This window comes from Labedella phragmitis (genome assembly GCF_004078635.1).
In the GTDB taxonomy this organism is placed as follows: domain Bacteria; phylum Actinomycetota; class Actinomycetes; order Actinomycetales; family Microbacteriaceae; genus Labedella; species Labedella phragmitis.
In genome coordinates this window covers 612,825-639,372 of the sequence record NZ_RZNB01000001.1, presented here as the reverse complement: position 1 = coordinate 639,372, position 26,548 = coordinate 612,825, and the positions used below count along the sequence as shown (strand labels likewise).

Here is a 26,548-nt window from a genome sequence, read left to right as displayed (position 1 = left end):
GCGGGACCTGGATAGGGGATTCCAAAGAGGGGTGTGGGCATGGTCAGGCTGCTCCTGTAGCGGTGTGCTCGAGGTCGGAGAATGAAATGTTGGGGTCGATCTGCGAGAACGACGGGTTGACGTTGGTGATCCACGAGGCGACGGTCACCGGGTCTGGGTCCGGCGCGGCGACGGCCGGCGCGAACTTGAGGTCCGACGCATACCAGCCGCCATCGGAGTATCCGAACCGGCCGCCGATGAGCATGAACATGGGGCCGACGTAGCGGAGGCCGGCGTATTTGAGGCCGGTGAAGTACCACGTCATCCCGTTGCGCTGCGCGGGCGTCGTGAGCGTCGTGACCATCGCCGTCCCGAGCGCTTCGACGGTGGACGGGTCGCGGAGGTTCGCGGCGAGGGCCGGCAGCCCGATGCGGCCGTTCATCCCCCGGATGTTGGCGACGGTCGCGCCGTCCTCGGTGCTCGGGTCGGTGAGGAACGCGTCGAGTGCCGCGCCCGGCACGTTGCGGCTCCACCCGCTGGGCGCGGTGCGATCGCGGGTGTAGTACCAGAGTTGCGCGTCGAAGTCGAGACGGTTCTCGACCAGGCGGCCGGGGATGGTCTCGACGCCGGCGACGTACTCGGTGAGCTCGTGCTTTTCCACGAGGTAGTTGTTGTCGTAGCGCTCGAGGTGGTTGCGACTCACAGTGAATCGGATGCTGTTGATGCTCTTGCTGAACGTCGATACGAGGTCCGGGTTGCGCTGTTCCATCTCGAGGTACGCCGCCGGCACGACGTCGGTGCTTCCCGCGCCGACGAGGACGACGCGCCCACCCGTGTAGGTCAGCGCGAGAGCGCCGGCGGTGGACGGGTAGCCGCGCCCCACGCGGTCGGTGTCGGGGCGGTAGAACGGCGCGCCGGGTCCGGGGAGGTAGTACGCACGGCGGATGAGGTCGAGCGCGGTGTCTCCCATCGGCACGGGGGCGGAGCGGACGCTCGTGCCCGTGTAGCCGCCGCTCAGTCCGCCCGGTACGGCGGCACGAATGCGGGCGTCGGAGTTGTAGACGTCCTCGACGCGGTAGGACGGGTGTTGGAGCCGCCAGAAGTTCGGGCCGTAGAACTCCGTCATGCCTTCGCGATCCTCGACGGCGTCGGCGGGGTCAGGACCGGGGCCGGTCGGGACGATCTTGGCGAGGATGGCAAGCGGGTCCACCGCGAGCAGTGTGGTGGACCACAGATGCACGGTCTCGCCGTCCGGGCTGAGGATCGTAGCCTCGCGGGTGGCAATCTCATCGACGTCTCCGCGGTAGACGCATCGGTCGTCGTACCACACCGTGATCCGCTCGCCGTAGCGAGCCGGGTCGCTCGACCATGTGCCATCGGGGTCGAGCACGCGGAGGGTGAGCTTGGCCGGCGGCACGTCGTCGTACACGCTGTCGCGGCCCCAGTCGATGTAGAGGTCATCGAGGGCGGCCGGCTGTGACGCGTTCCACGACTGCGCGAGCTCAGTGCCGCCGATCGTCACGCGGATGCCGGCCATTAGCGGTTACCCCCGGCCGCCACGATCCCGTTCCGGCGATCGAGCCGGCGGAGCACGGATTCCATCTGGCGGGCCACCGCGTCGGGGTCGATTGCGCCCTCGACGGTGATGTTGTAGACGTTCTGCGCGGGGGCGCTCGAGCTCGAGCTCGAGCTCGAGCCGATACTCGACGGGGCTGGCATGGCCGCCGCGGTCGTCGTCATCGTCATGGGCTCGGCCGCGAGGGTGGCAGAGTAGCGCGCGGCGCTGGCGAGCATGGTGTCGGCGGTGGGAGTGGTTATCGCGCTGCGCGCCATGAGTTGCGACGAGTCGCGGCCGCCGCTTCCGCCGGTCCATCCGTCGCTCACGCCGATGAGCCGGCCGAACCAGTCGATGGCCTCGCGGATCCAGTTGATGACCGGTCCGAAGGTGTCGTCCGCCCACCTCCCGATCGACGCGAACCAGTCGCCCACGGCTTGCGCACCGGTCTCGATCGCGGCGCATAGCTCGTCCCAGTTGTTGATGACGACGATGATGATGGCGATGAGCAGCCCGATCGCGGCGACGATGAGCAGCACGATCCAGGTGACTGGGTTGGCCAACCATGCGGCGTTGCTAGCCCACTGTGCCGCCGTCTGGATCGCCTGGGCGGCCGCGTACACGCGCATCGCGCCGCTGATGAGCAGAACGCCGCCGGCGAGCACGCCGATGCCGGCGGCGAGGACGGTGACGAGCTCGCTGTTGTCGCTGATCCAGCCGGCGAAGTCCGCGAGGACGAGTGCACCCTCGGCCATGAGCGGAAGCAGTTGCTCTCCGAGCTTGGCTTGGGCGTCCTCGAACGCGGCGTTGGCGATCTGCTGGGAGCCGGCGGCGGTGTCCGCCTCGCGGGCGAACTGTCCCTGGGCGGCCGCTGTCTGCTCGGTGAGCAGCGCGAGGGTGGCTTGCGTCTCGGCGGCGCGGGCGGCGTCACCTGTGAGCCCGGAGAGGCCCATAGCTGCGACTCGGGCGCTCACGTCGGCGGCCTTGATCGATACGCCGTAGCGCTCGATGGGGTCGCGTTCGCCACGGAGCAACGAGGACAGTGCACCCACGGCGTCCGACGTCGTGCCGCCGAACATGGCCGCGAGGTCCGAACCGAGCCCGATGAGACTGTTGGTTTGGCCGCTCACCTCATCGAGGCTGAACCCCATGTTCTTGAGCTGAGCTCCGAGCACGGCGGACAGCTGCGAGTATTCGGCCCTCGCGAGTCCGACGTCGGCGGCGGACGTCTGGGCGTACTCGTGGACGCGGGCAGCGTACTGCCCGAATACCGAGTCCACCGCGCCCGTAGCTTGCTCGAGCGAGCTCGCCGCGTCGCCGGCGGCCATCGCCGCCGCGCCGATGCCGGCGAGGGCGACGGCCGAGCCTGCGGCGGCGCGGTCCAGGTTCTGTTGCATCCGGCCGGCGGAACCGTCCACCCGCTCGAGGGACGTGACTGCCGAGGTGGCGTCTCCGATGATGCGGATAGCCAGGATGGCGGTTCTACCCATTGGATTCCTCAGCAATCTTGTCGAGCAGGTGGACGGTGGTGGCGTAGTCCTCGAGGGTTGGGGTGGCCTCGCCGCGCCACGCCCACGGGGTGGTGTTCGTCTTGAGAGCGAGGGCTACCGAGAGGTAGTGGAACGTCCCCGCCTCGTACCTTTTCCCACGCCCTCCACCTCGAGCTCGCCCTCGTCGTCGGACCCGGGCTCGCCGTCGTCGTCCTTGACGGTCTCGACGTCGAGCGCGGCCGTGTCGCCCTTCGTGAACTGGTCCCACGTGAGCTCGATGTCACCGTTTCGGTGAGCGGCGGACCACGCGAGGAACGGCTCGAGCTTGAGGGCGTTGTCGGACAGCGGCCCCCAGCCCTTGTTCTTACGGAGCGTCTGCTCGAACTTGAGCCGGTCCTCGAGGGTCGGTTGGACGTCGAGCTTCTTGCCGTCGTGGAGGGTGATGCGGAGCTTGCGAGCGGTCATAGTCAGGTTCCTTTGATCTTGTCGAGTGCGGCGTCGGTGTACTGCTCGTAGAGCGGGACCCACCGGGATTCGGTGGCTTGTGCGCCGGCGCTGGCGAACGGGTTGTCTTTGATGTGGCGTCGGAACCAACCCCAGTGAATGGGGCCGGCGTATCGGACCGAGGTGTTATTGCCGACGCGGACAATGCCGGCGGTCTTGGTGCCGGCGGCGCGGATCGTGTTGGCGAGGCGGTTGGACCGCCGGGGGACTCGAGCTCGAGCCCCCTCGGCGGCCACGCCGGCAGCGGCGCGGTGGACGGTCTTGAGGTCGGTGAGGTCGTCGCCGGCCTCGCGGAGCCCCTTACGTAGTGCGCGGCCGCCGCGCACCTCGTAGACGGGGCCGGCCACTATGCGACTTCGCCGGGGGTGGGCTCTCCGACGATCGGGAACTCGGCGTCGGACGTGTTGCGCTTCTTGACGTCGCCGCCGATGTTCACGGGTCGAATGCGGACGGTTCCCGACCAATCGATGCCGCCGGCGTTATTCGGGGTGAACACGAACGGGAGCTCCTTGCCGCGGTTCGCGAAGCAGAACATCTCGAGGCTGTCGAACTCGTAGTTCTGCTGCAGCGTGAGGGCGAGCACGTAGGCGTACGTCTCTTCGCCGGCCTGCTCGGACCCGTCGAGCATGGGCGTCGGGTCTTCCGCCGACGTATCGACGGTGATGGCGCACTTGCTGAGCTCGCCGGCCCACTCGCGGGCGCTGGCCGTCTCCCCGATCTTGAGCGAGCCGGGGCCGAGGGTACGTGTGGACATGGGGTCTCCTAGTCGAGGGGGTGAGTGGTGAGCGTGTACGCCGGCAGGGCCGGCCCTTGCGTCGGCTGGAACTGTCCCGGCTCGGCGCTCTTGAGGTTGATGTGGCCGGCCACGAGCGCGTCGATGATGGTGTCGATGCGCTCCCACGCGGCGAGGTAGTTGTCGGGCGGGCCGGCGATGATGTGGAGTTCCCACGACGCCGTGGGGTCGCCCCACGAGCTTGAGAAGTCGAGCGTCGGGGGCGACACCACGACGACGCCGTGTCGTGCGCCTGACGGCACCTCGAGGGCGTTGAGGGTCGCTCGCGCGTCCTCGAGGCCGGCGGCCTCGAGCGCATTCGTGATGTCCGCCACGAGCTCGTGGGCGGCGGTGATCCGGTCGGACATCACAGCCCCATCACGAGGTACGGCCGCAACAGCGGGTAGGCGGCGGTCATGGGGTCGCGGTTGATGCGGAATGGCTGAGGGCCGGTGCCCTCGAGGCCGACGACGCCGTTGCGGCTCGCCTTCCGGTAGTACAGGTCCGCGCCTACCTCGAGCACGGCGCGCGCCACCACGTCGGCGGGCACCTTGAACGGGTTGTCCTCACCACCGATGAACTCGTGCACCATCGACGTCGCCGTGGCCGCCGAGGCAGCCGCGAAGTCGGCGTCCTCTCCGATGGCGTTGACGTACCACTCGAGGGTGGTGTCGGTGGCGTCGCGCGCCGTGCTGTCGGTCATTACGCGCCCGCGCCGATCTGGACCGGCACGAGGGCGTCGGGGAACTGCGACGCCGAGGCGAGGTAGCCGTACTTCGAGAACGCGGCCGTGAGGTTGAGCACGTTCTCGTCCTGCAACTGCCAGGGCGCGCCCGCGCTCTCCCACGTGGTGATCGCCACCGGGTCGTAGAACGACATCGTGCCGGCGGCCGCGCCGGGGAGCAGCTTGAACGCCACGCTGGCGAGGTTCCCCTCGATGTTCCGGAGGTCGAGCTCGCCCACCTGGTTGACGCCCTGCCCGTAGACGCGCATGAGGCTGTTGCCGTTGGTGTCCTCGAGGCGGAGCAGCTTCTTGAACACGTCCTTCGACACGAGGCTTCCCTCGAGGACATAGCCGCGGTCGTCGTAGAGCTCGGCGGCGTCCACGATGAGGTCGAGCCAGTCGTATGCGTCCGCGTCGACGGCGATGCTGAGCTTGTTGCCGGCGGTGATCTGCTTGGCGATCGCGGCCGCGAGCACGTCGCGGACGGCGCCCTCCGTCGCCTTGGCGTACTCGATGTCCATTGCCTTGAACGCCGTGCTGAGGTACGCGGCGTTGGCTCGGTCGATGACCTGGCGGGTGACTTCCGTGTATCCGCCGTAGGTGTCCACGCTGGTCGAGTCGCTCTCGAGCACGACCTTGCCCGTGGGGAGGTCGTCGCCTTCCTTCGCCTGCTTGCCGACCGTGATGCTGTTGGACTTCAGCTTCAGGTACTCCATCGTCATGCCCTTGGCCGGCAACGGCTCGACGGTGAACGTGTTCAGCACCTTGCGACGCTTCTCGATGAGCTTGATTGCGTCATCGATCCACGTGTTGCCCTGCTTGTTGTCCGCGGACGACGAGCCCGTGTAGGCGAGCTCCTGGTAGAACGTCTTCGCGTCCTCAGCGCCGGCTGCGAGGTCGATGACGAACGCACCGAACGACGCCCACGTGGGGCCGGTCGAGGGGCCGGCGGTGGCGAGGTGCGCGAGCCGCGTCTCGAGGGTGCGCTCGAACGTCTCGGTCTGCTGCTGGAACCGCTGGTCGAGGTCGTCGGCGGTGAGCGTGTCGGTCACTGTGGGGGTCTCCTGTTCGGTGGATGGTGCGGCGTAGGACGCGGCCACTTGGGTGACCGCGGCGTTTTGATAGGCGGGGATCGCGCACAGGCTCACCTCTACGAGCTCGGCGGCGTGCACGTGGTAGGTGTTGTGCTCGGCGTCGTACGTGAACGCGCCGTCCTCATCGAGCACCTGGATGCCGACCGACAGCCCGTCGCGGAGCCCGTTGGCGGCGTCCTCGAGGGCCTTGTCGCCGGCCTCGCCTGGCGGCAGCTTGAACGCGGCGTTGCGCGTGTCGCTTGAGAGCTCCGTCATGAACCCGACCGGCTGGCGCTGGTCGTGATCGATGAGCATTTTGACCCGCTTGAGCGGCTGGCGCGGGCGGAGTGCGCCCTCGTGCAGCACGATGCGGCGGTAGTCGTTCGTCGGGACGCCGAACTCGGTAATGACGCCGCGGATGGTGCGGCTCTCGCGGTCGAGTTGGATCGTGGGCGCAAGCGCCTCGAACGTGATGGGTCCGGTCACTGGGCGGGCTCCTTGGTCGGGGTCGAGGTGGGGGCGGTCGCGCGCCGGCCGGCGAGCTCGGCTCGCTGGGCGTCGGTGAGTGGGGCGTCTCCCTCGAGGGCACGCACCTCGTCGGGGGTGCGCCATCCCTTCACGGGGTCGAGGCTGATGGCGTGCGCCTCGTACCGGGATTTGGTGTCTGAGCGGAGCAGTGCGTCGAGCTTGAATCGGGCGACCTGTCGGCCGGGGAGGAGGTCGCTGAATGCTTCCTCGATCTCGCGGAGCGCTTTCATGAGGCCGAATCGGACGTATCCGATCCACTCTTGCTCGACGTTGCTGTAGGTCTCGGAACTTCCCTCGACGGCAACGAGCATGATCGACGCCGGCGCGCCGATGAGTCGGGCCATCTCGATCGTGCTGAACTGCTGCGTCTCGAGGAACTGCACGTCGGACGGCTTGAGCAGCAGCGGCGAGTACGTGAGGCCTTGTCCGAGGACGCGAAGCTTCTCGTTCGGGCCGAACGCGGCGTCGCTCTCGCGTTTGGAGCCGTCCGGGTTGCGTCCGTACCAAACGTGCTTGTACTTCTCGGCGGCCCCGGGCGGGAGCTCCTGATCGGTCGTGAGCACGCCGTCCGGGATGTTCGAATCGGAGAGCCAGAGCGCGCCGTAGTCGCGTGCGTCGAGCGCGCCGCGTACCTCGATCTGCGCGGCCTGGATCGGTCCGAGTCCGCGGTGGAGTCCGGGGATGCGAAGCAGCTTGAGATGGGCCATGCCACGCCGGTCGTACTGCTTGCCGCGGTAGTGGTAGGTGATCTTGTCGATGCCGAATCCGTCGCGCTCAACCTTGACCGTCACCTCGCTGGGGTTGACGGCGGTGAGGTTGACGACTTCGCCCTTGCGGCTCGAGCCGTCGTCGGCGCGGGTGATGAGCCAGAACGCGTTGCCGTCGATGTAGAGCGACACGGTGGTGTACTCGAGGAACGCCGATCGCGTCTCATCGATGTCCGGCTTCTCTACGAGCGTGGGGGTGGCCTCGAGGGTGACGCCGTTGCGCTCGACGGCAAGCGAGAGTTGAGAGACCGACGTGGCGTGAATCTGGACGCCGCGATACAGGGTTGAGAGGGTGAGGGCGCGTTCCGCCGTCACGTCGGTCTCTCGGAGTCGCCGGCTCGGCATGATGCCCGCCGGGGTCGTCGCCACGGGGGCCGGCTGCGGCGCGGCGTCGAGTCCGAGGACGGACTCGATTTGCGAGTTGAGGCGTGACCAGAACGACATACGGGAGAGCTTGAGGGGCGCTCTCCCGGCTTCCCAAACCTCGCGGTACGTTCGCGGCCACTGAGGGCCGTTCGGGGCCGCTGAGGGCCGGCTATGCGAGTTGCATTGCGCGCACGGGTGGCATGTGGTGGATGCCGTACGATCCGAGGTTGCCGGCCTCGAGGGCGCTGATCGATCCGACTGATGCGCGCCGGCCGAACAGCCACGTGCCGTCCCCGGTGAATCGCTTGGTGGCGAGCTCGGCCGCCCGGTCGAGCGCGGGGTGCGGCTTGTAGCGCCACGTCGGCTCGGTGGGGTGCGTGATGCCCGCGAACGTGTTCTGCGTGGCCGCCACGACGTCGCCGGCCCCGATCGGCACGAGGCGGAGTTCGGCGCGCTCTGCGGCGTCGTGGAGCGACGCGGAGGGGCCGTACTTGTCGATCGCGAACGCGGCCGCGGGGTACTTCGCTTGGAGCTCCTTGAGGCGGTCGAGAGCCCACGTGGTGCCGGGGCCGTGGCCGTCCTTCACCACGGCGGTGAGTGTGCCGGCCCCGTAGAGCTCGGTCGCGGTGATGGTGGTGTCCACGCCGTCAACGCCGTGGGCCGCTCCGAAGCAGATGGGACCGGGGGCCGGCGCGTCGCCGTTCCACTGCGCGGCCGTCCACGCGGGCGCGGGGATGACGCGCTCGGTGGCTCCGGTCCTGCGGTTGCCAAACGCGCGCGCGAACTCGCCGGGAGAGTCCGCGAACTGGGCGCGGAATCCTTCGAGGTCGGTGAGCTCGAGCAGGTAGCCGGCTCCGGGGTGACGCGCAAGCACGCGGTCGAGGTCGTCGGGGTCGTCGTCGGGCTCGAGGCCCCAGTCGAAGAATGCCGTTGAGGGGTCGGGGGTGTCCGACCGGGCTTCCTCGAGCAGCATGTTGAGTGCGGTGCTCTCGATCGTGCCTTCCGTCGAGAGCAACCAGTTTTGCGGCCGCTGTCCGGTCACCATGCGTCGCGTCGTCTGGGTCGGGCCGTAGCTCTGCCGCATGAGCGAGTATTGCGCCGCGGTGTGGAACCAGAGCTCATCCATCGTCGTCCGGTCGGACTGCTTGCCGTCGAGAGCGCCCTCGAGCGGCGGGAACGGTCGGATGGTCGAGCCGTTGACGAACCCGAGTGCCGCGGAGCCGTTGGACCGGCGTGTGTGAGGCGCAAGCGCTTTGATGTTGGATGCCTCCCAGGTGTCGGCCATCTCGAGGAACTTCTCTGTGGCGTGCCCTCCGCTCTGCGCGGTGTACCACGCCCGTCGCTTTGGTCCCATGAGCATGTTCTGAACGCCGGCGGCGAGGTCGAGGGTGGTCTTGCCGGCCTGGCGCTGCACAGTGATGAGCACGGTGGAGTAGACGAACAGCCCGAACGAATCCACCTCGAGGGCGACGTCGCACACGTAGCGTTGCCAGGGCAACAGCGGCTGGCCCATCTCGGCGGCCACCGCGGCGACCTTCGCACCGTGCGTCGCCCGGTCGTAGTTACGCGGGGTGACCTTCCGGGGCGGGGTCAAGTTGGGCGGGAGCAGCAAACGCATCGAGCAGCCTTCTCAGTTCGGGCGACAGGTGGGAATCATCGATCTGTTCCGTCTCGGGTGGCGCGAGTTGCTGCATCATCGCGAAGAGTTGCGCGGCCTCGTTCGCGATCGCGCGCCCCTTGTTGTTGCCCTTATCGATCGACTGGGCGAGCGAGATGCATAGCTGCTTGATGGTGCGTTTCGGGCCGGTGAGCGGGCCGGATTCGTCCTCGAGCTCGGCAATCGCGGCCCGCGTCTCGGCTTCCGTGGCTCCGACACCGAATCCGCCGTGAACCACACGAGAATCGGCCGTTTTTTCGAGGCCAGGGAGCTCGATTTCAGCGCTCATCAGGGCGTACCTTTTTTCTTTTCTGAGCCGGATTGGGGAGAGGGGGACGGTGGACGCGGGGCTTCCGCCGCGAGCTCGTCGGAAATTTGGGGGTCGTCATCGGCTCACCAATCCGGTTCCGACGAGCTCGAGCTCGAGGCGACCGGCATGGGGCGAGGCTCGATCACCGGCGCGCCGTAGGTCGCGTACCACCGGGCCACGTGCTGTTGCATGATGGGCGGCCTCATCGTGCGAGCTCGAGACTCGACCACCTCGCGGCCGGGGTCGATGATGATGATCTGCCACCCGAGCCGCTTGTAGTCCGCGAGGTCATCGGGGCGCGGGATGGCGTGGATGAGCCACACGGTGATGCGCTCCTTGAGACGGGTGGCCGCGTGTACGGCAGCCTGTCGAGCCTTGATGGCGACGTGTCGCACGTGCTCGGGGTAGGTGTGGGTGGCGTCCGGCTGCACGGGCATGAGTGCGCGCGCGATCGCGTCCATATCGATCACGACGTCGTGAGCTCGCGCGTGCTCGAGCACGTATGTGGACTTGCCCGATGCGGGCGGCCCGATGACGACGACGATGGACGCGCCGTAGCCGCCCATCACGCGGTTCTGACGCTTCGAGTTGCACGGCTTGCACGCCGGCCGGTAGTTCTCGAGGACGTCGGCGCCACCGTGCGAGTAGGGCACGACGTGATCCTTCGTCGTCGCGACCCGTGTGCATCCCTTGAGCCTGAGGTGACACTCGCGCCCGTACGTCTCGAGCACGAGTTGGGTCATGCGCTGCGAGGCGCGGCCGCCGCGGTTACCGGCCATTCGGTGCAGCCTCGAAGACGTGGTGGACGCTGAGTGCCCGCATTGGGATACTCAACAGACCCGACCCTTGGAGGCACCCATGACGAAGTACCTGGTCTCTTACGACCTGTCCAGACCGGGACAGGACTATTCGAAGCTCATTGAGCACATGAAGTCCTACGGCACGTGGGCTCATCCCCTCAAGAGCGTGTGGGTGATCGTGACCACTAAGACGGCCGTCGCGGTTCGCAACGATGCATCGGCGTACCTGGACGCGAACGACAAGATCCTCGTCGTGGAGCTTGGCCACCCTGCCGCCTGGCGCGGGTTGAGCGACGAATTGACCCAGTGGCTCAAGAACAACCTCTAGGGGCGACCGCACGCAACTCCGCTCGATCGTCACTTCGTCGCTCCCGGCGTTCTACTGGTGCGCGTCTGTAGGCACCATGCGTGAACGTCCTTCCACGCGTATCGCACCTCGCGGCCGATCTTGATGAAGTGAGGCCCGCGGCCGGTCTTGCGAAGCTTGGCGAGGCGTTCGGTGGTGACCTGGAGCCACGCGGCCACCTCGTCGGGCGTTGCGAGCGTGCTATTCGCCATCGTCGGCCCCCTTGCCCCACTGGATCATCACGTCGAGGTGTCGGCGGGCGTCACGAGCTCGTAGGACGAGCCACGCGACGGTAAACACGCCGCCGGCGATCCACGCGAGCTCCGGGGGCATCGCTTCGTGGTTCACTGGGCGGCCTCCGAGCTCTCTCGGCGGGCGAGGCGAGAAGCGTGCACGGCGTCCATATCGCGGGTTTCCCAGACGCTCAGCATCCGCCGGCCGGCGTCGAGCCAGGACAGCGCGAGCGCGATGTAGTCGGGGTTGCCGGCGAATGCGAGCGTGGCGACGAATGCGACCTGAGTGGCTGCTCGTAGGCGCTCCTCGTGGTCGGTCACGAGCTCGGCGCGGTCGGCGGCGTCGAGCATGTCGTGGCGCATCGCGTTGAGCTCTTCCGCGAGCTCGCGGGGCGTGCGGGTGTCCGGGGTGGTGGCGTACACGGTTCAAACTCCGATCGTGAGTGAGATGAGCGCGCTCACGAGCGCGGCGATGGTGACGAACAGGACCGAGACGGCCACCTGTGTCCTCATCGGCGCGTTCTGGACGCGAGTGGGCTGGTAGGTGGCTCGTTTGCGGGTCATGTGCTCCTGCTTCCCGGTCGTTACGGTGGGAGCATGTTTGGTGACCTCGCCCCGTCCGTGTCCGTCCTGCTGGCTTCCGTGGTGGGGGGTCTGTTGGCGCTCATCGTGAGCTTGTGGGTGTCGTGGGCGATCATCCGCGGCGCGGTGCTGTCGGCTCTCCGGAAGCACTCCGACGAGCAGCGCGCTCACGAGCGTGCCTCGAGGGGCGGGCAGCCCATCTCGCAGTGACGATCCGTCACCATGCGGTGCGTGCATCCGGTAGACGCGCTAGCGGCTCTAGGGGTCGCGCCGTAGGCGTCCGACTCTGCCTCGCGCCCGCGTTCAGGTACGTAAGTTTCTTCTCTAGATGAGTAGGGGTGGTTGGAGGACGGTTCGGGTGTCGCTCGCGACACCCCTCCCCTGTCGGAAGCGACACCCCCTGTCGGAAGCGACACCCCTGTGGAGAACTCGAGTCCCGGCAGCGGCTCGCGGGTCCGGTGAGCGCTCGATCGATCGCACGTCGGCGGGCACTTGAGCTCGAACCGATAGAGGTTCGGTCGTGCATGGTCGGGCGTACGGTGAGTACCGCCCTGATTGGCCAGCCGCTTGACCTCTCCGAGCTTCACGAGGACGTCAATGGCCTTCTGCACGTTGCGCGGCGTCACGCCGGCGTAGCGAGCGAGAGTGGCGACCGAGGGCCACGAGCCGCCGTCGCCGTCGTGATTCGCGATCCCGATGAGGACGAGCTTGGCCGTGCCGCTCGTCTGCGAGTGGTTGAGCGCGATCGCCATTGACTCGACGCTCACTCGTCGCCCTCGAGCTCGTCGGGGTTGAACAGGTAGTAGCCATTGCGGAGCACGATCGCCGGCTCGAGGCGCTCCTCGCGCACGGCCTTGCTGATTGCCTGTTTCGTCACTCCCCGCGCGGCAGCAAGCTGCGCCGTGGTGAGGTAGGGCCCGGTCGTAGTCACGTGCCTACGATAGACATGAATTACACGGTTGTCATTTGACTACGTATGGGCGTGTCGTACGAAGTTGTCGCTCTGCAACCAAATGTGGGACGATGACGCTATGACGATGATTAGCGCACGGGGCGTCGTCCCCGAGTTCACGGTGGCGGATCGGCTGCGGAAGGCGCGCGAGCTCACGGGGCTCGACCAGGCTGCGTTCGCGGCGAAGGCCGGTATGTCTCGACAGACAATCTCGAACTACGAATCGGGCTTCCGCGAGCCACGCCGGCTCTACCTGCTTGGGTGGGCTGAGGCGTCCGGCGTTGACGTAGGCCCCGTCCGAGGACGGGGCCGAACCTTCTACTGTCTCAACCAGTGTGCGCCCGGAGGGATTCGAACCCCCAACCTTCTGATCCGTAGTCAGATGCTCTATCCGTTGAGCTACGGGCGCAGTTGTCGGCTGTCGAGACGATTTCCCGCCCGCAGACCGAGATAGAGCCTATCAGGCACACGCGTCGGGACGCCAATCGAGGCGGGAGTCAAGGGGACGACCGGACACGATCCGCCGCGTGGGGCTTTCCGTGGACAACTCGAACGTGAGGAGCACTCGCTTCCCTAGGCTTCGACGCGAGTCGGCCGCCAGGCCGCCCCGACGATCGGAGACCACCACCCATGAAAGTGTCCACCTTCCGCAGGATCGCCTCCTCGGCGGCCCTCACCCTGGCCGTCACGGGCGCCGGCATCGTCGCCGCCTCCCCCGCCTCGGCACTCGACGCGTACCCCGACCTCCAGTCGACGTCCGACGCCTGGACCGAACCGCAGCGCACCGGCGAACGCACCCGCGCTCAAGCGGTCGCGTCCTCTCCCGTCATCCTTCCGAACGCTGTCGAGCGCGTGCTGCCGGCGATCTCACCCGCGGGCTCCAACGACTTCTCGTGCACCCCGTCGGCGGCGCATCCCGAGCCGGTCGTCCTCGTGCACGGCACGTTCGACAGTTCGCGGCGAAGCTGGTCGCAGCTCGCTCCCCAGCTCGCCGACCAGGGTTATTGCGTCTTCGCCCTCGACTACGGCGGGTACCGCAGCATCCCCACGAAGGGCATCCGCGACATCCCGACGAGCGCGGCGCAGTTGCAGATGTTCGTGTCGAGCGTGCGCCAGGCGACCGGTGCGGGCAGGGTCGACCTCGTCGGCTTCTCGCAGGGAGGGCTCATGGCCCGTTACTACCTCGGTCCCCTCGGCGGAGGGGCGGACGTGGATCAGCTGGTCGCTCTGGCCCCGTCGAGCCACGGCACGAGCACGGCGTCCTACTCGCTCCTCGACTCCCTCGATCAGGGCTACGGATGGACCGCCTTCGTGTGCGCCGCGTGCTCGCAGCAGCGAGCGGGGTCGAACTTCCTGACGACCATGGCGGCGTGGCCCGACACCGTTCCCGGTGTGCGCTACGAGGTCATCGCGAGCACCGTCGACCAGGTCGTCGTGCCCCACACGAGCGCCTTCCTCACGGGAGACGGTGTCGTCAACCGAACGGTGCAGGATGCGTGCCCAGGCAACGTCACGATCCACGACAGCCTGCCGTACGACGGCGTCGCGTCGCGACTCATCCTGAATGCACTCGACCCCACGACGGCGGTCACGCCGACCTGCTGACCACCCGGCGCCGCCTGGTCGCGGGTGTGTCCCCCGGGGAACACACCCGCGACCACGTCACTTGACCGCGCCGGCGGTCAGGCCCGTGACCAATCGTCGTTGCAGGAACACCGCCGCGGCGAAGACGGGGACGACACCGATGAGCGACGCCGCGGCGATCTTGCCGAAATCCTGCACCCGCTCACCGAGGAGCAGCGAGAGCACCACCGGCACGGTCTGCGCGTCCGGTCCCTGCGTGAGGAACGTCGCGAACAGGAACTCGTTGTAGTTGAGCACCGCCACAATCACGCCCACAGCAACGAGAGCGGGAGTCAGCAGCGGCGTCACGACGCTCACGAGCACCCGCCACTCCCCGGCGCCGTCGAGCTGAGCCGCCTCGTCGAGTTCGACCGGAAGCCGTCGGACGAACCCCTCCAGGAGCCAGATCGCGACGGCGGTGTTCGCGAACGCGTACACGACGGTGAGCCCGACGAGCGTGTTGTTGAGGCTCAGGACCCGCAACAGGGTGAAGAGCGGGACGATCGCCACGATCGGCGGCAGCAGCCACGGGCTCAGGACGAGACCGGCGAGTGATCGGCCCCCGGTACGGTGGCGCGCCATCGCCCACGCGGCGGGGAGCGCGAACACGAGCGTCAGGACGGCGCCGCCGAGCGACCCGATCACCGAGTTCAGCACGGCGCGGGGAAGACCCGTCTCCGTCAGCGCAGCAGTCCAGTTGCCCCAATCCGGCGGTGTCGGTACGAGCGATCCGGCGGAGATCTGCCCCTGACTCATGAGCGACACCGACACGAGGTAGGCGAGCGGGACGAGCGCCGCGAGCAACGACAGCACCACCCACACGCTCGCGGTCACCGATCGACCGCTCGTGCGACGCCGCCGTCCGCCGGATCGCCAGCGCGAGGTCGAGGTCGAGGTCGAGGTCGAGGTCGAGTGTGTCGTCGCTCGATTCGACGACCCGTCGCCGGACGCTGTGGGAGCGGACGGCGGCGGAACCGTGGCCGTCGATGCCGTGTGCGGGGCCGCAGCGAGGCGCAACGGGAACGCGTCAGTCATTGTGGAGCCTCCGGGTGATGGCCACGACGGGCAGCGTCACGATCGTGACGACGGCGGCGAGCAGGAGGGTGATGACGGCCGCTCGGCCGACGTCGAACTGCTGCAGGGCCGCTTGCCAGATCACATAGGCGGGCAGGGTCGTCGCTTGCCCTGGCCCGCCCGACGTCATGATGTAGACGAGGTCGAACACCTTGAAGGCGAGCACGAGGCGGATGAGGAAGGCCGCACCGATCGTGCCGGCGATCGCGGGGAGCGTGATGCTCGAGAAGAGCCGGAAGCCGTGAGCGCCGTCGAGTGCCGCGGCCTCCCCCACCTCCGTGTCCTGCCCGATGAGGGCGGCGAACACGAGGAGGACGATGAGCGGCGTCCACTCCCACACGTCGGCGAGGGCGATCCCGGCGAAGGCGAGGACGGGGTACGACAGCACCGACACGGGGTCGGCGCCGGGGAGGACGAACCGCAGCGCCGTGTCGACGAGTCCGCCCGACGGATTGAAGACGAGCTTCCAGAGGATGCCCACCACGACGGGCGGCGTGATCATCGGCAGGAGTAGGAGCGTGCGCGTGACCGAGCCTGCCCGCACCGATCGCCAGAGCGCGACCGCCGTCGTGACGCCGAGGACGACGCTCACGAGCGCGACGAGGACCGCGTAGACGACGCCGCGGACGAGGGACGCGACGACGTCGGCGTCCCCGAGCACGTCCTCGACCGTCGCCGTTCCGACGAGCTCCTGGAACGGCCGACCGAGGCTCGATTCGGTGACAGCGGCGAGGGCGATGAAGACGAGCGGGTACGCCCCGAGGACGACGAGCGTCAGGATCGCGGGCGTCACGAAGACGCGGCGCGGCCAGGTGGTGCGGGAGCGGCTGCGTTCTGCAGGACGATCCCGACTACCGGAATGTTCACTCCCTGAGCCTGTCGAAGGGCGCGTGGCCGACTCCGTCACCCGAAGAGGTCTTCCCACTCGGCCTGCACCCGGTCGAGGGTCTCCTGGGCCGTGCCGCCTTCGCCCGCCAGCAGCTTGGCGAGTTCATCGGTGAGGACCTGCGCGGCTTCCGTCGAGTTCTCGCCGGTCGGCCAGGCGAGCGCACCGTCGAGCGTCGCCCGGTTCGCCTCCTGGATCTCGGGGAACTCGGTGCCGTAGGTCTCGTCCTCGAGCGACAAGATGCGGTTCGGATCGATCCCCGTCGGCGGCAGCTCCGTCAGCAGCTTCGCGTTGACCTCGCTCGACGCGGCCCACTCGATGAACTCCTGGGCGAGCTCCGTCTTCTGCGTGTTCGCGGCGATGACCCAGCTGAACCCGGCGACGAGCGACGCGCGCGATGCGGTGTTGTCGCCACCCGTCGGGAGGAACGTGACACCCCACTGGTCGACGACCTCGGAGCCGCTCTCCGGGTCCTGCGACCGGACGCCGAGGTCGGTCCAGTTCTCGATGAAGCCGACCTTGCCCGCGAACCAGGCGCTGTTGCCGGCGCCGAAGTCGGTCTCGGCCGGAGTCGGCAGCGCGTAGTCGTTCACGTCCACGAGAGCCTGTGCCGCGGCGACCGCCTCCGGGGTGTTGATCGTGGGCTCGCCGCTCTCGTCGAGGAATTCCCCGCCGAAGCCCGCGAGCCGGTTGGCGAAGCTCGCACCGAGGATGAGAGGCGACTTCTGACCGAAGATCGCCGCGCCGTAGACGCCGTTGGCGCTCTCGTTCTCGGTGATGGTCTTCGTCTGCTCGAGGTACTCGTCCCACGTCGCGGGCGGAGCGTCGAAGCCGTTCCGCGCCAGGATCTCCGTGTTGTAGAAGAGGACGTGGGTGTCACCGTCGAACGGCAGTCCGTAGGTCTTGCCGTCGACCTGGCTGTACGGCTCCCAGATCGAGGGGATGAAGTCGTCGACGTCGATGTCGTCGTCGCCGTCGACCCACTCGGTGAGGTCCTGGATGGCGCCGTCGGCGGCGAGATCGCCGAGGGAGACGTACCAGGGCGCTGCGACGTCGATCGTGTTCGCTCCCGACTGCTGGTCGAGCGCGAGCTTCGACCCGATCTCGTCGTAGGGGACGATGACCGGATTGATCTTCGCCCCGGTCTTCTTCTCGAACTCCGTGGAGAGCCACTCGGAGGCGCCCTCGTGCGAGGAGATGAGGAGGACGGTCAGTTCCTCGCCGCTGAAGTCACCGTCGGCGTTCGCGCCGCTCGCCGCCCCTCCCGCGCACGCGGAGAGTGTCATTGCCACGGCGGCGGCTCCGGCGACGAACGCGGCGCCGCGGCTGCGGCGTCCGAACGGGGATCGGGTGCTGGTCATGGTGGTCTCCTGGTGTGCTGAGGGAGGGTGCTGGTAGCCCGACGACCGGGCGGCTCCTCGAAATGTAGGAGTGGTCGACACCCGACGGAAGGCCCGACGTAAGACGACGACACGGTGTGACGAAGTGTGTCCTCCGAACGTTTCGCCGTGTGTCGACGGCCCTTCCGGGGCGCCCGACGGCTTCGGTAGCGTCGGCGGACCACGGCCCCCCGGGGCGCCCGATCAGGAAGCGGAGCAGAGCCAGATGGCATCGCGCATCATCCTCAACGCGTTCGACATGAGCTGCGTCACCCACCAGGCCCCCGGCCTGTGGAAGCATCCCGACAACCAGGCGCACCGGTACAACTCGCTCGACTACTGGGTCGATCTCGCGAAGCTGCTCGAGCGCGGCACCTTCGACGCGCTCTTCATCGCCGACGTGGTCGGCGTCTACGACGTCTACCGGCACTCCGCCGCGACGGCGCTCGAGGACTCCGCGCAGATCCCCGTCGGCGATCCCATCGTGCAGGTCTCCGCCATGGCCCACGCCACCGAGCACCTCGGCTTCGGAGTCACCGTCGCCTCGACGTACGAGCTGCCCTACGCGCTGGCGCGCCGCTTCTCCACGCTCGACCACTTCACGAAGGGCCGGGTCGGCTGGAACGTCGTCACCTCGTATCTCGACTCGGCGGCCCGCAACCTCGGCCTCGGCACGCAGATCGGGCACGACGACCGCTACGGCATCGGCGACGAGTTCCTCGACGTCACCTACAAGCTGTGGGAGGGGTCGTGGGAGGACGACGCGGTCGTGATCGATCGTGAGCGCGGCGTCTACACGGACCCGACGAAGGTGCACCCGATCGGCCACGTCGGCGAGCACTTCCAGGTGCCGGGGGTCCACTTGTCGGAGCCGAGCCCCCAGCGCACACCGGTCATCTTCCAGGCGGGGGCGTCGTCGCGCGGTCGCGAGTTCGCCGCGAAGCACGGCGAGGCCATCTTCATCAACGGACTCAAGCCGGAGTTGACGCGACGCATCACCGACGACATCCGCGACCGCGCCGAACAGATCGGTCGTCCGCGCGACAGCGTCAAGATCCTCACCCTCGCGACGGTGATCGTGGCGGACACGGACGAGGAGGCGCAGCAGAAGTACGACTCCTACCGCCCGTACGTGAGTCTCGACGGCGCCCTCGCCCTCTACGGCGGCTGGTCGGGACTCGACCTCTCGCAGTACGACCCCGACGTCCCGCTCACGTACGTCGACACCGACGCCGCACGATCGGCCCTCGCGATCTTCACGCAGTACGACCCCGAGCGGAAGTGGACGCCACGCGACATCGCGCACTACGTCGGCATCGGGGGCATCGGTCCCGTGATCGTCGGCAGCGCGGCGACAGTCGCCGACGAGCTCGAGCGGTGGATCGAGGTGGGCGGCATCGACGGGTTCAACCTCGCCTACGTCGTGACCCCCGGCACCTTCGAGGACGTCGTCGAGCTCCTCATCCCCGAGCTGCGCCGCCGTGGCCGCGTGTGGGACGAGTACCCCGAGGGGACGCTGCGCGGCCGGCTCAACGGCACCGGCTCGCCCGACGTGCCGGCGTGGCACCCTGCGCATGCCTACCGCGGCGCGTTCGCCGACGGTCCCAGCGCGGCCGACGATACCGCCCCTTCCCTCTTCGGCTCGGCAGCCGACCTCGAACCGCAAGGAGCCTGACGTGACGGACACGACGACGCAGACGATCGACACGACCCGCTCCCCGTGGAGCGGCACCGCCTCACGCGAGGAACTCGCGCACTGGCGCGGCGTCGCCGAAAGCGTCGCGGCGACACTCGGCGAGGACGCCCTCGCCCGGGACCGCGCGAACCTCGACCCGACGACGGAGCTCGACCTCCTCCGCGACAGCGGCCTCGTGAACCTCCTCGACCCCGCGGAGTTCGGCGGCGGAGGCGGCCACTGGGAGTCGGCGTTCCTCGCCGTCCGCATCCTGTCACGGACGGACGCGTCGATCGCCCAGATCCTGGCATACCACTACATCAACTCGGGCAACATCGGCTTCAACACCGACGCGGCGAAGCGCGCCGACTGGTACCGGCGGACCGTCGAGGGGCGCTGGATCTGGGGCGACTCGGTCAACCCGACCGACCCGAACCTCGAGCTCGTTCCCGACGGCGACGGGTACCGTCTCAACGGGCTCAAGCGGTTCTCGACGGGGGCATCGGCGGGAGACGTCGTGCTCGTCAACGCGATCGTGAGGGGCGGAGAGCTCGACGGACGTTTCCTCTTCTTCGCGCTCGATCACGACCGTGACGGCGTGACGTACCTCGGCGACTGGGATGCGCTCGGACAGCGCCTCTCGGCAAGCGGCTCCGTGCGGTTCACCGACGTCGTCGTGACGCCCGACGACGTCCTCGGCATCGGAACGGATGAGCCGTTCTCGACCCTCATCACCCCGGGTATCCAACTCGCTTTCGGGAACCTCTACCTCGGGGTCGCGGAGGGGGCACTCGCGCAGGGACTCGACCTCACGCGTGCCCGACCGGCGGCCTGGTTCCTGAGCACGGCCGACACATACCGCGACGACCCGTTCGTGCAGCGCGTGGTCGGCGAGTTCGCGTCGAAGATCGCCGCGGTCGAGGCGCTCGCCGATCGCGCCGGTCGCGCGTTCGACGAGGTCATCGCGCTCGGCGACGACGTGACGGCGGAGATCCGTGGCGAGATCGCGATCGAGATCGCGAAGCTCAAGGTCGTCTCGACCGAGGTCGGCATCGAGGTCGCGAACCGCATCTTCGAGATCACGGGATCGAGCTCGGCGAAGTCGTCGACGGGCCTCGACCTGTTCTGGCGGAACGTGCGCACGCACTCCCTCCACGACCCCGTCGACTACAAGAAGCTCGAGGTGGGCGCGTACGTGCTCAACGGCGAACTCCAACCGATCTCGCTCTACACATAGGGACTCCCGATGACGCACACGACGACGACCAGCCCCACGGCTCCGAATCTTCTCGAAGGGCGCAGCAGCCCGAAGGCACTCGACGAGGTGCTCGCGCGGCTGCGGCCCGTGTTCGCGCGCATCGCCGACGGTGCCATCGCGCGTGAGCGGGAGCACGTGCTCCCGTTCGAGCCCGTGCGCTGGTTGGTCGACGCGGGCTTCGGACGCCTACGGGTACCGACCGACTTCGGCGGCGACGGCCTCACGATCCCCGAGCTGGCCGAGGTCCTCGTCGAGCTCGGCGCCGCCGACGCGAACCTCCCGCAGATCTTCCGCGGTCACATCGCGTTCGTCGAGGACCGACTGCAGGCGGTCCCCGGGGGCGAGCGCGACGCGTGGTTGCGGCGCTTCGCCGCCGGCGAGATCGTCGGCAACGCGTGGAGCGAGACGGGCAACGGCGCCCTCGGGTCGTCGCAGACGCGCCTCGAGCGACGGGGCGACCGCTGGGTGCTCAACGGCCGCAAGTTCTACACGACGGGCAGCATCTTCGCGGACTGGACCGACGTGACGGCCGACCGCGACGGCGAGTCCGTGACGGTGCTCGTGCGGACGCGGCAGCCGGGCGTCGCGATCTCGGACGACTGGGACGGATTCGGCCAGCAGCTCACGGGGACGGGCACCATCGTCTTCACCGATGCCGAGGTCGAGGACGCGCACGTCTCGCTCTTCGACGACAGGTTCCGCTACCAGACGGCGCTCTACCAGCTCGTCCTGCTCGCCGTGCTGGCGGGGATCGCGGCGGCCGCCGAACGGGATACGGCCCTTGCGATCCGTGAGCGGACGCGCGTCTACAGCCATGGGGTCGCGTCACTCGTGCGCGACGATGCGCAGATCCAGGCCGTCGTCGGCGAGATCTCGTCCGTCGCGTACACGGCCGTCGCCCTCGTGCGCGGTGTCGCGGAGGCCGTGCAGGCGGCCGCCGACACGACGCACCTGCGCGACAGCGAGGAGGACGTCGCTGCGAACGTGCTCGCGGAGATCCGTTCGGCTCAAGCGCAGGTCGTGCTCTCGGAATCGGTCCCGCGCGCCGCAACACTCGTCTTCAACACGCTCGGCGCCTCGGCGACGAGCCGAGCGAGAGGCCTCGACCGGCACTGGCGCAACGCCCGCACGGTGGCCTCGCACAACCCGGTGATCTACAAGGCGCGCATCGTGGGCGACTGGTCGATCAACGGCATGCCGCCGCCCTTCATCTGGAACATCGGCACCGCCCCCACGAACCCCTCTCCCTGACCCCCCCACCCCGAAGGGGCTACTGCCGTTCGAGGGCTACACGTACAAGGGGCGCCCTCGACACGAAACTGCAGCCCTCGAGCCGCAGTAGGGCCGACGGGCGCACGCTGAACGAGCGGACCAGAGGACGAACGCCCACCCTCGGACCGCGCTCCGAGACCGACCGGACGACGCGCTATCGATTCACGATCGGCGCGCGAGAAGCAACGGATCGCCCATGCTCGACCCCCGTAACGCACGCATCCACCACCTCACCCCTCGTTCTGGGGGCACCTCCGTGAATGCCGGGTCACGCGACTGACACACCGGCGAAACAAAGCCTCCATAGGTTGAGCACACAGCCTCCCTCCGGCCATCCCGGCCACCGAACGCACCGCCGTCGGCGCATCCATCGACGTCCGAGTGCGTCGTCCCGTCGTTCCATCGCGCCTTCGAAACGGAGAAGCCTTCGTGGTCAATCGTGTCGTGGCCGGAGCGAGCAGCGTCATCGTTGCCGCAACGGCCGTGTTCCTCTCCGCCCCAGCGGCAACCGCCGCTGAGGGCGTCCTCGACGCTCCATCCCTTCCCATCGTCCGCACCGACGGCGGCGTCGCCTTCCCCACGAGCTACCCGGTGCAACCGACCCTCACGGAGGTGCCTGCCGACGCCGCCGACGCCTCGATCGCTCGCGGCGCACTGCCCTTCGCCGACATCGCGCCGGCCCTCAACGACCTCATGGCGGAGAGCGACTACGTCTCCGCCCAGGTCATCGGGAAGTCGGAGCAGGGTCGAGACCTCTACCTCGTCACCGTGACCGCTCCGGAGTCCGCGACCGAGACCGCGCAGCAGACCGCCTGGCGGGACGCGATCAAGCACGCCCCCACCGCGGCAGCTCAAGACGCCGCGATCGCCGAGGGCTACAAGCTGCCGATCTGGTTCAACGCGAACATCCACGGCAACGAGTGGGAGGGCACCGACGCGACGATGAACTACATCGAGCAGCTCGTCGAGACCGCCGACGAGCCCGAGGTCGCCGACCTCCTCGACACCACGCGCCTCTACTTCACGGTCACGGCGAATCCCGACGGCCGCTTCAACGGCACTCGCGCCACCGCGAACGGCTACGACCCGAACCGCGACTTCATCACGAACGCGACCAACACGACGACGGCCCTCCGCGACATCACGGGCCTCATCCAGCCCACGTACTTCGTCGACATCCACGGCTACACCGGCATCCTCCAGGTCGAGCCGTGCGGTCCGCCCCACGGCGAGAACTACGAGTACGACCTCTTCCTGCCGCACGCCTACTCCGCCGCTCTCGCGGTCGAGGAAGCCGTCGCCGCCGCGGACATCCCCGGCAACACGTACGACGACGGCGCGGGCAACCCGACGACGGAGAACACCGGCAAGATCCTCATCCCCTATCGCGACATCCGCTCCGGCTGGGACGACTGGCCCCCGATCTTCGCGCCGCAGTACGTCGCCTACCAGGGCGCGATCACGAACACCGTCGAGCTCCCGCTCGGCCGCGTGAACAACAACCCGGCGCAGAACCAGTTCAACTCCGCCGTCGACACCGAGGTGGCCGAGGTCGTCATCGACTCGATCATCGACTACGTGGTCGAGAACCGCGACCCGCTGCTCGAGAACCAGATGGAGATCTTCGAGCGCGGCATCACGGGCGCCGAGCAGACCCCCATCCCCGCGGACGTCGCTCCCGAGGACCTCGAGCCCGGCGTCCCCACCGAGTGGACCGACATCTGGGACGAGACCGACATCTACAACGCGACGTTCCCGCGCGCCTACGTCATCCCCGTCGACGGCTCGCAGCGCTCGCGCTCCGACGCCGAGCAGCTCGTCGAGCAGCTCCTCGTCAACGACATCGAGGTGACGCGCGCCACCGCGCCCTTCACGGCGGGCGGCACGACCTACGGGGCCGGGACGTTCCTCGTGGACATGCACCAGCCGCTGCGTGGGCTCGCGAACGTGCTGCTCGCCGACGGCACCGACATCTCGGACCGGATCGACAGCATGTACGACATCTCCGCGTGGAGCCTCTCGCTCCTCTGGGGTGCCGACGTCGTCTCGGTAGGCAACACGACCGACCCGGCCCTCTCGGTCGCCGTCGAGCCGGTGACGACCGCCGACCTCGGGGGTTCCGTCGCCGAGGTCGGCCCCTACCTCTCGCTCGAGCCGAGCGGCACGGCCGAATGGCAGGCGATCACGGCGCTGCTCGATGCGGGGATCCCGCTCTCGCAGCTCGACGACGGCACGGTCGTCCTCGGGAAGGATGCGGCGAGTCGCGCCGCCGCCGAGGAGGCCGCCGAGCTCTTCGGCGTCGACTTCGCCGCGACCGACGGGCTGGCCCTCCGCGACGAATCCACGACGTCGCTGCGCTCGCTCCGCGTCGGATACACGACGACGGACGACCGCGACGCGCTCCTCAAGCTCGGATTCGACGAGCCCGTGCTCGTGAGCGCCGCGCTCATCACGTCGGGAGCCGTGGACCTCACCACTCTCGACGTGCTCTTCCTCGGCGGCAACCTGTCCTTCTCCCCGGCGCAGGCGAACGGTGCCGCGGCGCTCACAGCCTTCCTCGCGCGCGGCGGCGACGTCGTGGCGCGCGGAAGCGGCGGCGCGACGTTCGGTGCGACCAACGGGCTCGCGCAGCTCACGGCGACCACGGGCACGAGCGGCTCGAATGGCATCGTGCGCGTCGACACTCCCGAGGGCAGCCTCTTCGCGCCGAGCGCCCAGGACACGGCGTTCATCTACCCTGCGACGTGGTTCACGGGACTCGGCGAGGGCGTCACGGTCGAGCAGTCCTACGCGGCCGACCCGTTCGTGTCGGGCCACTGGGCGGCCTCCGCCGGTCGCGCGCAGGCCGACGCTGCCGGGAAGCCCTCGGCGGTCTCCGCCGAGACGGCTGCGGGCAACCGATACTTCCTGTTCGGCACCTCACCGACGTTCCGCAACCACCCGGTCGGAGCGTTCGGTGATATCGCCCGCGCGCTCTACTGGGCCGGCGGCCCGGGGACCGCGGTCGTGCCGCCGATCACCGAGGACGACCTGACGGACGAGACGAAGACCGGCGTGAGCGTGCCGGAGACGGCGACCGCCGGCGACACCATCACGGTGACCGTCGACGCATCATTCGCGGGCCAGGACCTCACGACGACGCTCTTCTCGGAGCCCGTCGGACTCGGTACGCGCACGGTCTCGGCCGAGGGCACCTTCGGGGTCGTCATCCCCGCCGACACGACGGCGGAGCTCCACCGCGTCGCCGTCGAGGACGCAGCCGGCGCCCTCATCGGCTGGGACGACATCACGATCCTCGCCCTCGAGGTCCCGGGCGAGGAGCCGGGCGAGCAGCCGGGCACGGACGAGCCCGGCACGACCGATCCCGACGGCGCCGGCCCGGCCGCTCCGGGTGACGACGTCGCAGTGACGGGTGCGAACGACCCGCTCCCGCTCATCGGCCTCGCGGGTGCGCTCCTCCTGCTCGGCGCGTGCCTCGTGGTCGCGAAGCGCATGCGGAACACCGCCGCGGAGTAACCGCACCGACGCACATGAGGGCGCCACCCGGATCGGGTGGCGCCCTCATCGTCGTTCCCGGCCCGATCTAGGCCGGGGCGGCGACCCCGACGACGTTGCCCGCCGGGTCCTCGAAGTGACCGACGATCACTCCGCCCTTCGCGTTGAGCGCCGGTCCGAGGAGTCGTCTCCCGCCGAGTCGCTCAGCGGTCGTGAGGGCGACGTCGACGTCCGTGACCCCGGCGTAGAACATCGCGCGGGAAGAGAAGGACGGACCACCACCGACCCCCGCCGGAACGGCTGCGGCGCCCGCTCCCGGCTCGATGAAGGAGTACGCGCCCGGGTCGGAGATCTCGTGTGCGACGGGGCCCCAGCGTCGGCATCCCAGCCGAACAGCTTTCTATAGAAGTGGCGCAGCGCATCCGGGTCGGGCCCGATGATGTCGACGTGCACGATCGGATTGCCCATGCGTTCCTCCTCGAACAGGTGAGTAGTCAATTACCCGACGCAGGGTGACCCGCCGCGGCAGTCGGTGACATCGACGCGACGACGGGGTGCGCGTCGAGCGCCGCGACCTGCCGTTTGAGTGCGACCTGGCGATACGACGCATCGATGAGCTCGGCGATGACGGTCCAATCGGTCCTCGGCGACTCATCGACGTCGATACCGATCCAGCCGGCGGGCCCGAAGTACGGCGGAACGAAGACGCGGGGCAGCTCGAGAAGCGCCCTCCGCTCCTCGACGTCGGGCTTCACGACCAGCGAATGCGGCCGGTCCATCGAGGAGCCGAGCGTGACGAAGATCACCGGGTGCACGCTCCCTCGCCGAGGGCGACAGTCCGGTACCCAGGGCGCTACGTCTACCTAGAGCCCTCGTGCGGGTGTAGCCCTTTGGGTCAGGCGCTCGCGAGCGAGTAACCCGCCTCGAGGATCGCGGCCTCGACGTCCGTCGACGCGAGGGGTCGGGTGCTGACGACATCGACGCGGGAGACGCCGCCGTTGTGCAGCTCGACGTCCACGCTCTGGACGCCGTCGATCGCGGAGATCTCCTCGGTGACCGCGTGCACGCAGTGTTCGCACGTCATACCCGAGACGAGGTACTGCTCGTGCACGGGCGAAGCGGAATCGGCGGTGGAGCTCATGATGCACCTCTTGGTTCGGGGGCACTCGAACGAGTACCCGGGTGGGGTATCCACGATACGCTGACGTCCGCCCCCGAGCAACGCCGCCCCCGAACGCGCCTGGCGCT

General features: G+C 68.6%; 30 protein-coding genes, 1 tRNA gene and 1 pseudogene. 8 read left to right on the top strand and 24 right to left on the bottom strand.

Translation table 11 applies throughout. The features are described from left to right. Window positions 1-43: 43 nt before the first annotated feature. From ELQ90_RS03115 to ELQ90_RS03060, 12 genes are all read right to left on the bottom strand, one after another. A complete protein-coding gene (locus tag ELQ90_RS03115; protein WP_128493783.1) occupies window positions 44-1,516 on the bottom strand; it encodes a hypothetical protein in 1,473 nt (490 codons plus the stop codon). Continuing rightward, on the bottom strand, window positions 1,516-3,024 hold the full coding sequence (locus tag ELQ90_RS03110; RefSeq protein ID WP_128493782.1) for a phage tail tape measure protein: 1,509 nt from the start codon (window positions 3,022-3,024) through the stop codon (window positions 1,516-1,518). The genes ELQ90_RS03115 and ELQ90_RS03110 overlap by 1 nt, the downstream gene beginning before the upstream one ends. Before the next feature lie 114 nt (window positions 3,025-3,138). Then, window positions 3,139-3,489, bottom strand: a complete 351-nt coding sequence (locus ELQ90_RS03105; RefSeq protein WP_128493781.1) for a hypothetical protein — start codon at window positions 3,487-3,489, stop codon at window positions 3,139-3,141. 2 nt (window positions 3,490-3,491) lie between these two features. Beyond that, on the bottom strand, window positions 3,492-3,875 hold the full coding sequence (locus ELQ90_RS03100) for an HK97 gp10 family phage protein (RefSeq protein ID WP_128493780.1): 384 nt from the start codon (window positions 3,873-3,875) through the stop codon (window positions 3,492-3,494). Then, window positions 3,875-4,282: a hypothetical protein gene (locus ELQ90_RS03095; RefSeq protein ID WP_128493779.1), complete on the bottom strand. Its 408-nt coding sequence runs from the start codon at window positions 4,280-4,282 to the stop codon at window positions 3,875-3,877. Before ELQ90_RS03095 ends, ELQ90_RS03100 begins: the two co-directional genes overlap by 1 nt. A gap of 8 nt (window positions 4,283-4,290) precedes the next feature. After that, on the bottom strand, window positions 4,291-4,668 hold the full coding sequence (locus ELQ90_RS03090; RefSeq protein WP_128493778.1) for a hypothetical protein: 378 nt from the start codon (window positions 4,666-4,668) through the stop codon (window positions 4,291-4,293). Continuing rightward, window positions 4,668-5,003 carry a hypothetical protein gene (locus ELQ90_RS03085; protein ID WP_128493777.1) on the bottom strand — a complete coding sequence of 112 codons (336 nt, stop codon included), beginning with the start codon at window positions 5,001-5,003 and terminating at the stop codon, window positions 4,668-4,670. The genes ELQ90_RS03090 and ELQ90_RS03085 overlap by 1 nt, the downstream gene beginning before the upstream one ends. Then, window positions 5,003-6,583, bottom strand: coding sequence for an HK97 family phage prohead protease (locus tag ELQ90_RS03080; protein WP_166408789.1), 1,581 nt, complete (start codon window positions 6,581-6,583; stop codon window positions 5,003-5,005). Before ELQ90_RS03080 ends, ELQ90_RS03085 begins: the two co-directional genes overlap by 1 nt. After that, window positions 6,580-7,836, bottom strand: coding sequence for a phage portal protein (locus ELQ90_RS03075; RefSeq protein WP_128493775.1), 1,257 nt, complete (start codon window positions 7,834-7,836; stop codon window positions 6,580-6,582). Before ELQ90_RS03075 ends, ELQ90_RS03080 begins: the two co-directional genes overlap by 4 nt. 91 nt (window positions 7,837-7,927) lie before the next feature. Then, window positions 7,928-9,376, bottom strand: a complete 1,449-nt coding sequence (locus ELQ90_RS03070) for a hypothetical protein (RefSeq protein WP_128493774.1) — start codon at window positions 9,374-9,376, stop codon at window positions 7,928-7,930. Next, window positions 9,321-9,704 carry a hypothetical protein gene (locus tag ELQ90_RS03065; RefSeq protein ID WP_128493773.1) on the bottom strand — a complete coding sequence of 128 codons (384 nt, stop codon included), beginning with the start codon at window positions 9,702-9,704 and terminating at the stop codon, window positions 9,321-9,323. Before ELQ90_RS03065 ends, ELQ90_RS03070 begins: the two co-directional genes overlap by 56 nt. A gap of 104 nt (window positions 9,705-9,808) precedes the next feature. Continuing rightward, complete coding sequence (locus tag ELQ90_RS03060; protein ID WP_128493772.1) at window positions 9,809-10,504, bottom strand: HNH endonuclease; 696 nt, start codon at window positions 10,502-10,504, stop codon at window positions 9,809-9,811. A gap of 79 nt (window positions 10,505-10,583) precedes the next feature. Between ELQ90_RS03060 and ELQ90_RS03055 the strand changes: the two genes are divergently transcribed. Beyond that, window positions 10,584-10,853, top strand: a complete 270-nt coding sequence (locus tag ELQ90_RS03055) for a hypothetical protein (protein ID WP_128493771.1) — start codon at window positions 10,584-10,586, stop codon at window positions 10,851-10,853. Between the two features lie 29 nt (window positions 10,854-10,882). Here ELQ90_RS03055 and ELQ90_RS03050 read toward each other — a convergent pair whose 3' ends face one another. From ELQ90_RS03050 to ELQ90_RS16515, 3 genes are all read right to left on the bottom strand, one after another. After that, window positions 10,883-11,083, bottom strand: coding sequence for a helix-turn-helix transcriptional regulator (locus ELQ90_RS03050; RefSeq protein WP_128493770.1), 201 nt, complete (start codon window positions 11,081-11,083; stop codon window positions 10,883-10,885). Window positions 11,084-11,215: 132 nt separating this feature from the next. Continuing rightward, on the bottom strand, window positions 11,216-11,527 hold the full coding sequence (locus ELQ90_RS03045; RefSeq protein ID WP_128493769.1) for a hypothetical protein: 312 nt from the start codon (window positions 11,525-11,527) through the stop codon (window positions 11,216-11,218). Window positions 11,528-11,530: 3 nt separating this feature from the next. Then, window positions 11,531-11,668, bottom strand: a complete 138-nt coding sequence (locus ELQ90_RS16515) for a hypothetical protein (protein WP_166408787.1) — start codon at window positions 11,666-11,668, stop codon at window positions 11,531-11,533. Window positions 11,669-11,701: 33 nt separating this feature from the next. On the opposite strand from ELQ90_RS16515, the gene ELQ90_RS03040 reads away from it, so the two are divergent. Next, window positions 11,702-11,896 (top strand): hypothetical protein, encoded by a 195-nt coding sequence (locus tag ELQ90_RS03040; RefSeq protein WP_128493768.1) that lies wholly within the window; start codon window positions 11,702-11,704, stop codon window positions 11,894-11,896. Here ELQ90_RS03040 and ELQ90_RS03035 read toward each other — a convergent pair. Continuing rightward, complete coding sequence (locus tag ELQ90_RS03035; RefSeq protein WP_128493767.1) at window positions 11,854-12,453, bottom strand: helix-turn-helix domain-containing protein; 600 nt, start codon at window positions 12,451-12,453, stop codon at window positions 11,854-11,856. The genes ELQ90_RS03040 and ELQ90_RS03035 overlap by 43 nt on opposite strands. Continuing rightward, on the bottom strand, window positions 12,450-12,617 hold the full coding sequence (locus ELQ90_RS16510; protein WP_166408785.1) for a type IV toxin-antitoxin system AbiEi family antitoxin domain-containing protein: 168 nt from the start codon (window positions 12,615-12,617) through the stop codon (window positions 12,450-12,452). The genes ELQ90_RS03035 and ELQ90_RS16510 overlap by 4 nt, the downstream gene beginning before the upstream one ends. An 82-nt stretch (window positions 12,618-12,699) precedes the next feature. Between ELQ90_RS16510 and ELQ90_RS17160 the strand changes: the two are divergent. Continuing rightward, window positions 12,700-12,912 (top strand): annotated as a pseudogene (locus ELQ90_RS17160) (helix-turn-helix domain-containing protein); the annotation flags it as partial. A gap of 62 nt (window positions 12,913-12,974) precedes the next feature. Here ELQ90_RS17160 and ELQ90_RS03025 read toward each other — a convergent pair. Continuing rightward, window positions 12,975-13,047, bottom strand: a tRNA-Arg gene (locus ELQ90_RS03025). A 221-nt stretch (window positions 13,048-13,268) separates the two neighbouring features. Between ELQ90_RS03025 and ELQ90_RS03020 the strand changes: the two genes are divergently transcribed. Then, the gene (locus tag ELQ90_RS03020; protein ID WP_128493766.1) at window positions 13,269-14,243 is read left to right on the top strand and encodes an esterase/lipase family protein; all 975 of its coding nucleotides are present in this window, start codon (window positions 13,269-13,271) and stop codon (window positions 14,241-14,243) included. 57 nt (window positions 14,244-14,300) lie between these two features. Here ELQ90_RS03020 and ELQ90_RS03015 read toward each other — a convergent pair whose 3' ends face one another. The 3 genes from ELQ90_RS03015 to ELQ90_RS03005 all read right to left on the bottom strand — a co-directional run bounded on the left by ELQ90_RS03015 (window position 14,301) and on the right by ELQ90_RS03005 (window position 17,582). Continuing rightward, a complete protein-coding gene (locus ELQ90_RS03015) occupies window positions 14,301-15,296 on the bottom strand; it encodes a carbohydrate ABC transporter permease (protein ID WP_243695973.1) in 996 nt (331 codons plus the stop codon). After that, entirely contained in the window at window positions 15,289-16,128 is an 840-nt protein-coding gene (locus tag ELQ90_RS03010) for a carbohydrate ABC transporter permease (RefSeq protein WP_243695972.1), read from the bottom strand. Before ELQ90_RS03010 ends, ELQ90_RS03015 begins: the two co-directional genes overlap by 8 nt. Window positions 16,129-16,238: 110 nt before the next feature. Then, window positions 16,239-17,582: an ABC transporter substrate-binding protein gene (locus ELQ90_RS03005; protein ID WP_128493764.1), complete on the bottom strand. Its 1,344-nt coding sequence runs from the start codon at window positions 17,580-17,582 to the stop codon at window positions 16,239-16,241. A 244-nt stretch (window positions 17,583-17,826) separates the two neighbouring features. On the opposite strand from ELQ90_RS03005, the gene ELQ90_RS03000 reads away from it, so the two are divergent. The 4 genes from ELQ90_RS03000 to ELQ90_RS02985 all read left to right on the top strand — a co-directional run bounded on the left by ELQ90_RS03000 (window position 17,827) and on the right by ELQ90_RS02985 (window position 25,321). Continuing rightward, window positions 17,827-19,275 carry an LLM class flavin-dependent oxidoreductase gene (locus ELQ90_RS03000; protein ID WP_128493763.1) on the top strand — a complete coding sequence of 483 codons (1,449 nt, stop codon included), beginning with the start codon at window positions 17,827-17,829 and terminating at the stop codon, window positions 19,273-19,275. A gap of 1 nt (window position 19,276) precedes the next feature. Next, complete coding sequence (locus ELQ90_RS02995; protein ID WP_243695971.1) at window positions 19,277-20,512, top strand: acyl-CoA dehydrogenase family protein; 1,236 nt, start codon at window positions 19,277-19,279, stop codon at window positions 20,510-20,512. Window positions 20,513-20,521: 9 nt separating this feature from the next. After that, window positions 20,522-21,784, top strand: a complete 1,263-nt coding sequence (locus tag ELQ90_RS02990) for an acyl-CoA dehydrogenase family protein (RefSeq protein WP_128493761.1) — start codon at window positions 20,522-20,524, stop codon at window positions 21,782-21,784. A gap of 465 nt (window positions 21,785-22,249) precedes the next feature. Then, complete coding sequence (locus tag ELQ90_RS02985; RefSeq protein ID WP_208020551.1) at window positions 22,250-25,321, top strand: M14 family zinc carboxypeptidase; 3,072 nt, start codon at window positions 22,250-22,252, stop codon at window positions 25,319-25,321. Between the two features lie 67 nt (window positions 25,322-25,388). Here the strand turns inward: ELQ90_RS02985 and ELQ90_RS16790 are convergent, their stop codons facing one another. The 3 genes from ELQ90_RS16790 to ELQ90_RS02970 all read right to left on the bottom strand — a co-directional run bounded on the left by ELQ90_RS16790 (window position 25,389) and on the right by ELQ90_RS02970 (window position 26,441). Next, window positions 25,389-25,553, bottom strand: a complete 165-nt coding sequence (locus tag ELQ90_RS16790; RefSeq protein WP_208020550.1) for a VOC family protein — start codon at window positions 25,551-25,553, stop codon at window positions 25,389-25,391. A gap of 241 nt (window positions 25,554-25,794) precedes the next feature. Further along, entirely contained in the window at window positions 25,795-26,106 is a 312-nt protein-coding gene (locus ELQ90_RS02975) for an MmcQ/YjbR family DNA-binding protein (protein WP_243695970.1), read from the bottom strand. Between the two features lie 89 nt (window positions 26,107-26,195). Continuing rightward, window positions 26,196-26,441 carry a heavy-metal-associated domain-containing protein gene (locus ELQ90_RS02970; RefSeq protein WP_128493759.1) on the bottom strand — a complete coding sequence of 82 codons (246 nt, stop codon included), beginning with the start codon at window positions 26,439-26,441 and terminating at the stop codon, window positions 26,196-26,198. Between the last annotated feature and the right edge of the window lie 107 nt (window positions 26,442-26,548).

Bases quoted from the DNA above. Each gene is read 5' to 3' on its own strand.
- ELQ90_RS03110 (WP_128493782.1), bottom strand. From the start codon at position 3,024: ATGGGTAGAACCGCCATCCTGGCTATCCGCATCATCGGAGACGCCACC.
- ELQ90_RS03075 (WP_128493775.1), bottom strand. From the start codon at position 7,836: ATGTCGTTCTGGTCACGCCTCAACTCGCAAATCGAGTCCGTCCTCGGA.
- ELQ90_RS03070 (WP_128493774.1), bottom strand. From the start codon at position 9,376: ATGCGTTTGCTGCTCCCGCCCAACTTGACCCCGCCCCGGAAGGTCACC.
- ELQ90_RS03015 (WP_243695973.1), bottom strand. From the start codon at position 15,296: ATGACTGACGCGTTCCCGTTGCGCCTCGCTGCGGCCCCGCACACGGCA.
- ELQ90_RS03040 (WP_128493768.1), top strand. From the start codon at position 11,702: ATGTTTGGTGACCTCGCCCCGTCCGTGTCCGTCCTGCTGGCTTCCGTG.
- ELQ90_RS03115 (WP_128493783.1), bottom strand. From the start codon at position 1,516: ATGGCCGGCATCCGCGTGACGATCGGCGGCACTGAGCTCGCGCAGTCG.
- ELQ90_RS03020 (WP_128493766.1), top strand. From the start codon at position 13,269: ATGAAAGTGTCCACCTTCCGCAGGATCGCCTCCTCGGCGGCCCTCACC.
- ELQ90_RS03000 (WP_128493763.1), top strand. From the start codon at position 17,827: ATGGCATCGCGCATCATCCTCAACGCGTTCGACATGAGCTGCGTCACC.
- ELQ90_RS03060 (WP_128493772.1), bottom strand. From the start codon at position 10,504: ATGGCCGGTAACCGCGGCGGCCGCGCCTCGCAGCGCATGACCCAACTC.
- ELQ90_RS16515 (WP_166408787.1), bottom strand. From the start codon at position 11,668: ATGACCCGCAAACGAGCCACCTACCAGCCCACTCGCGTCCAGAACGCG.
- ELQ90_RS03095 (WP_128493779.1), bottom strand. From the start codon at position 4,282: ATGTCCACACGTACCCTCGGCCCCGGCTCGCTCAAGATCGGGGAGACG.
- ELQ90_RS03105 (WP_128493781.1), bottom strand. From the start codon at position 3,489: ATGACCGCTCGCAAGCTCCGCATCACCCTCCACGACGGCAAGAAGCTC.
- ELQ90_RS03085 (WP_128493777.1), bottom strand. From the start codon at position 5,003: ATGACCGACAGCACGGCGCGCGACGCCACCGACACCACCCTCGAGTGG.
- ELQ90_RS03090 (WP_128493778.1), bottom strand. From the start codon at position 4,668: ATGTCCGACCGGATCACCGCCGCCCACGAGCTCGTGGCGGACATCACG.
- ELQ90_RS02990 (WP_128493761.1), top strand. From the start codon at position 20,522: ATGACGCACACGACGACGACCAGCCCCACGGCTCCGAATCTTCTCGAA.
- ELQ90_RS03050 (WP_128493770.1), bottom strand. From the start codon at position 11,083: ATGGCGAATAGCACGCTCGCAACGCCCGACGAGGTGGCCGCGTGGCTC.
- ELQ90_RS02970 (WP_128493759.1), bottom strand. From the start codon at position 26,441: ATGAGCTCCACCGCCGATTCCGCTTCGCCCGTGCACGAGCAGTACCTC.
- ELQ90_RS03065 (WP_128493773.1), bottom strand. From the start codon at position 9,704: ATGAGCGCTGAAATCGAGCTCCCTGGCCTCGAAAAAACGGCCGATTCT.
- ELQ90_RS03005 (WP_128493764.1), bottom strand. From the start codon at position 17,582: ATGACCAGCACCCGATCCCCGTTCGGACGCCGCAGCCGCGGCGCCGCG.
- ELQ90_RS03055 (WP_128493771.1), top strand. From the start codon at position 10,584: ATGACGAAGTACCTGGTCTCTTACGACCTGTCCAGACCGGGACAGGAC.
- ELQ90_RS16790 (WP_208020550.1), bottom strand. From the start codon at position 25,553: ATGTTCTACGCCGGGGTCACGGACGTCGACGTCGCCCTCACGACCGCT.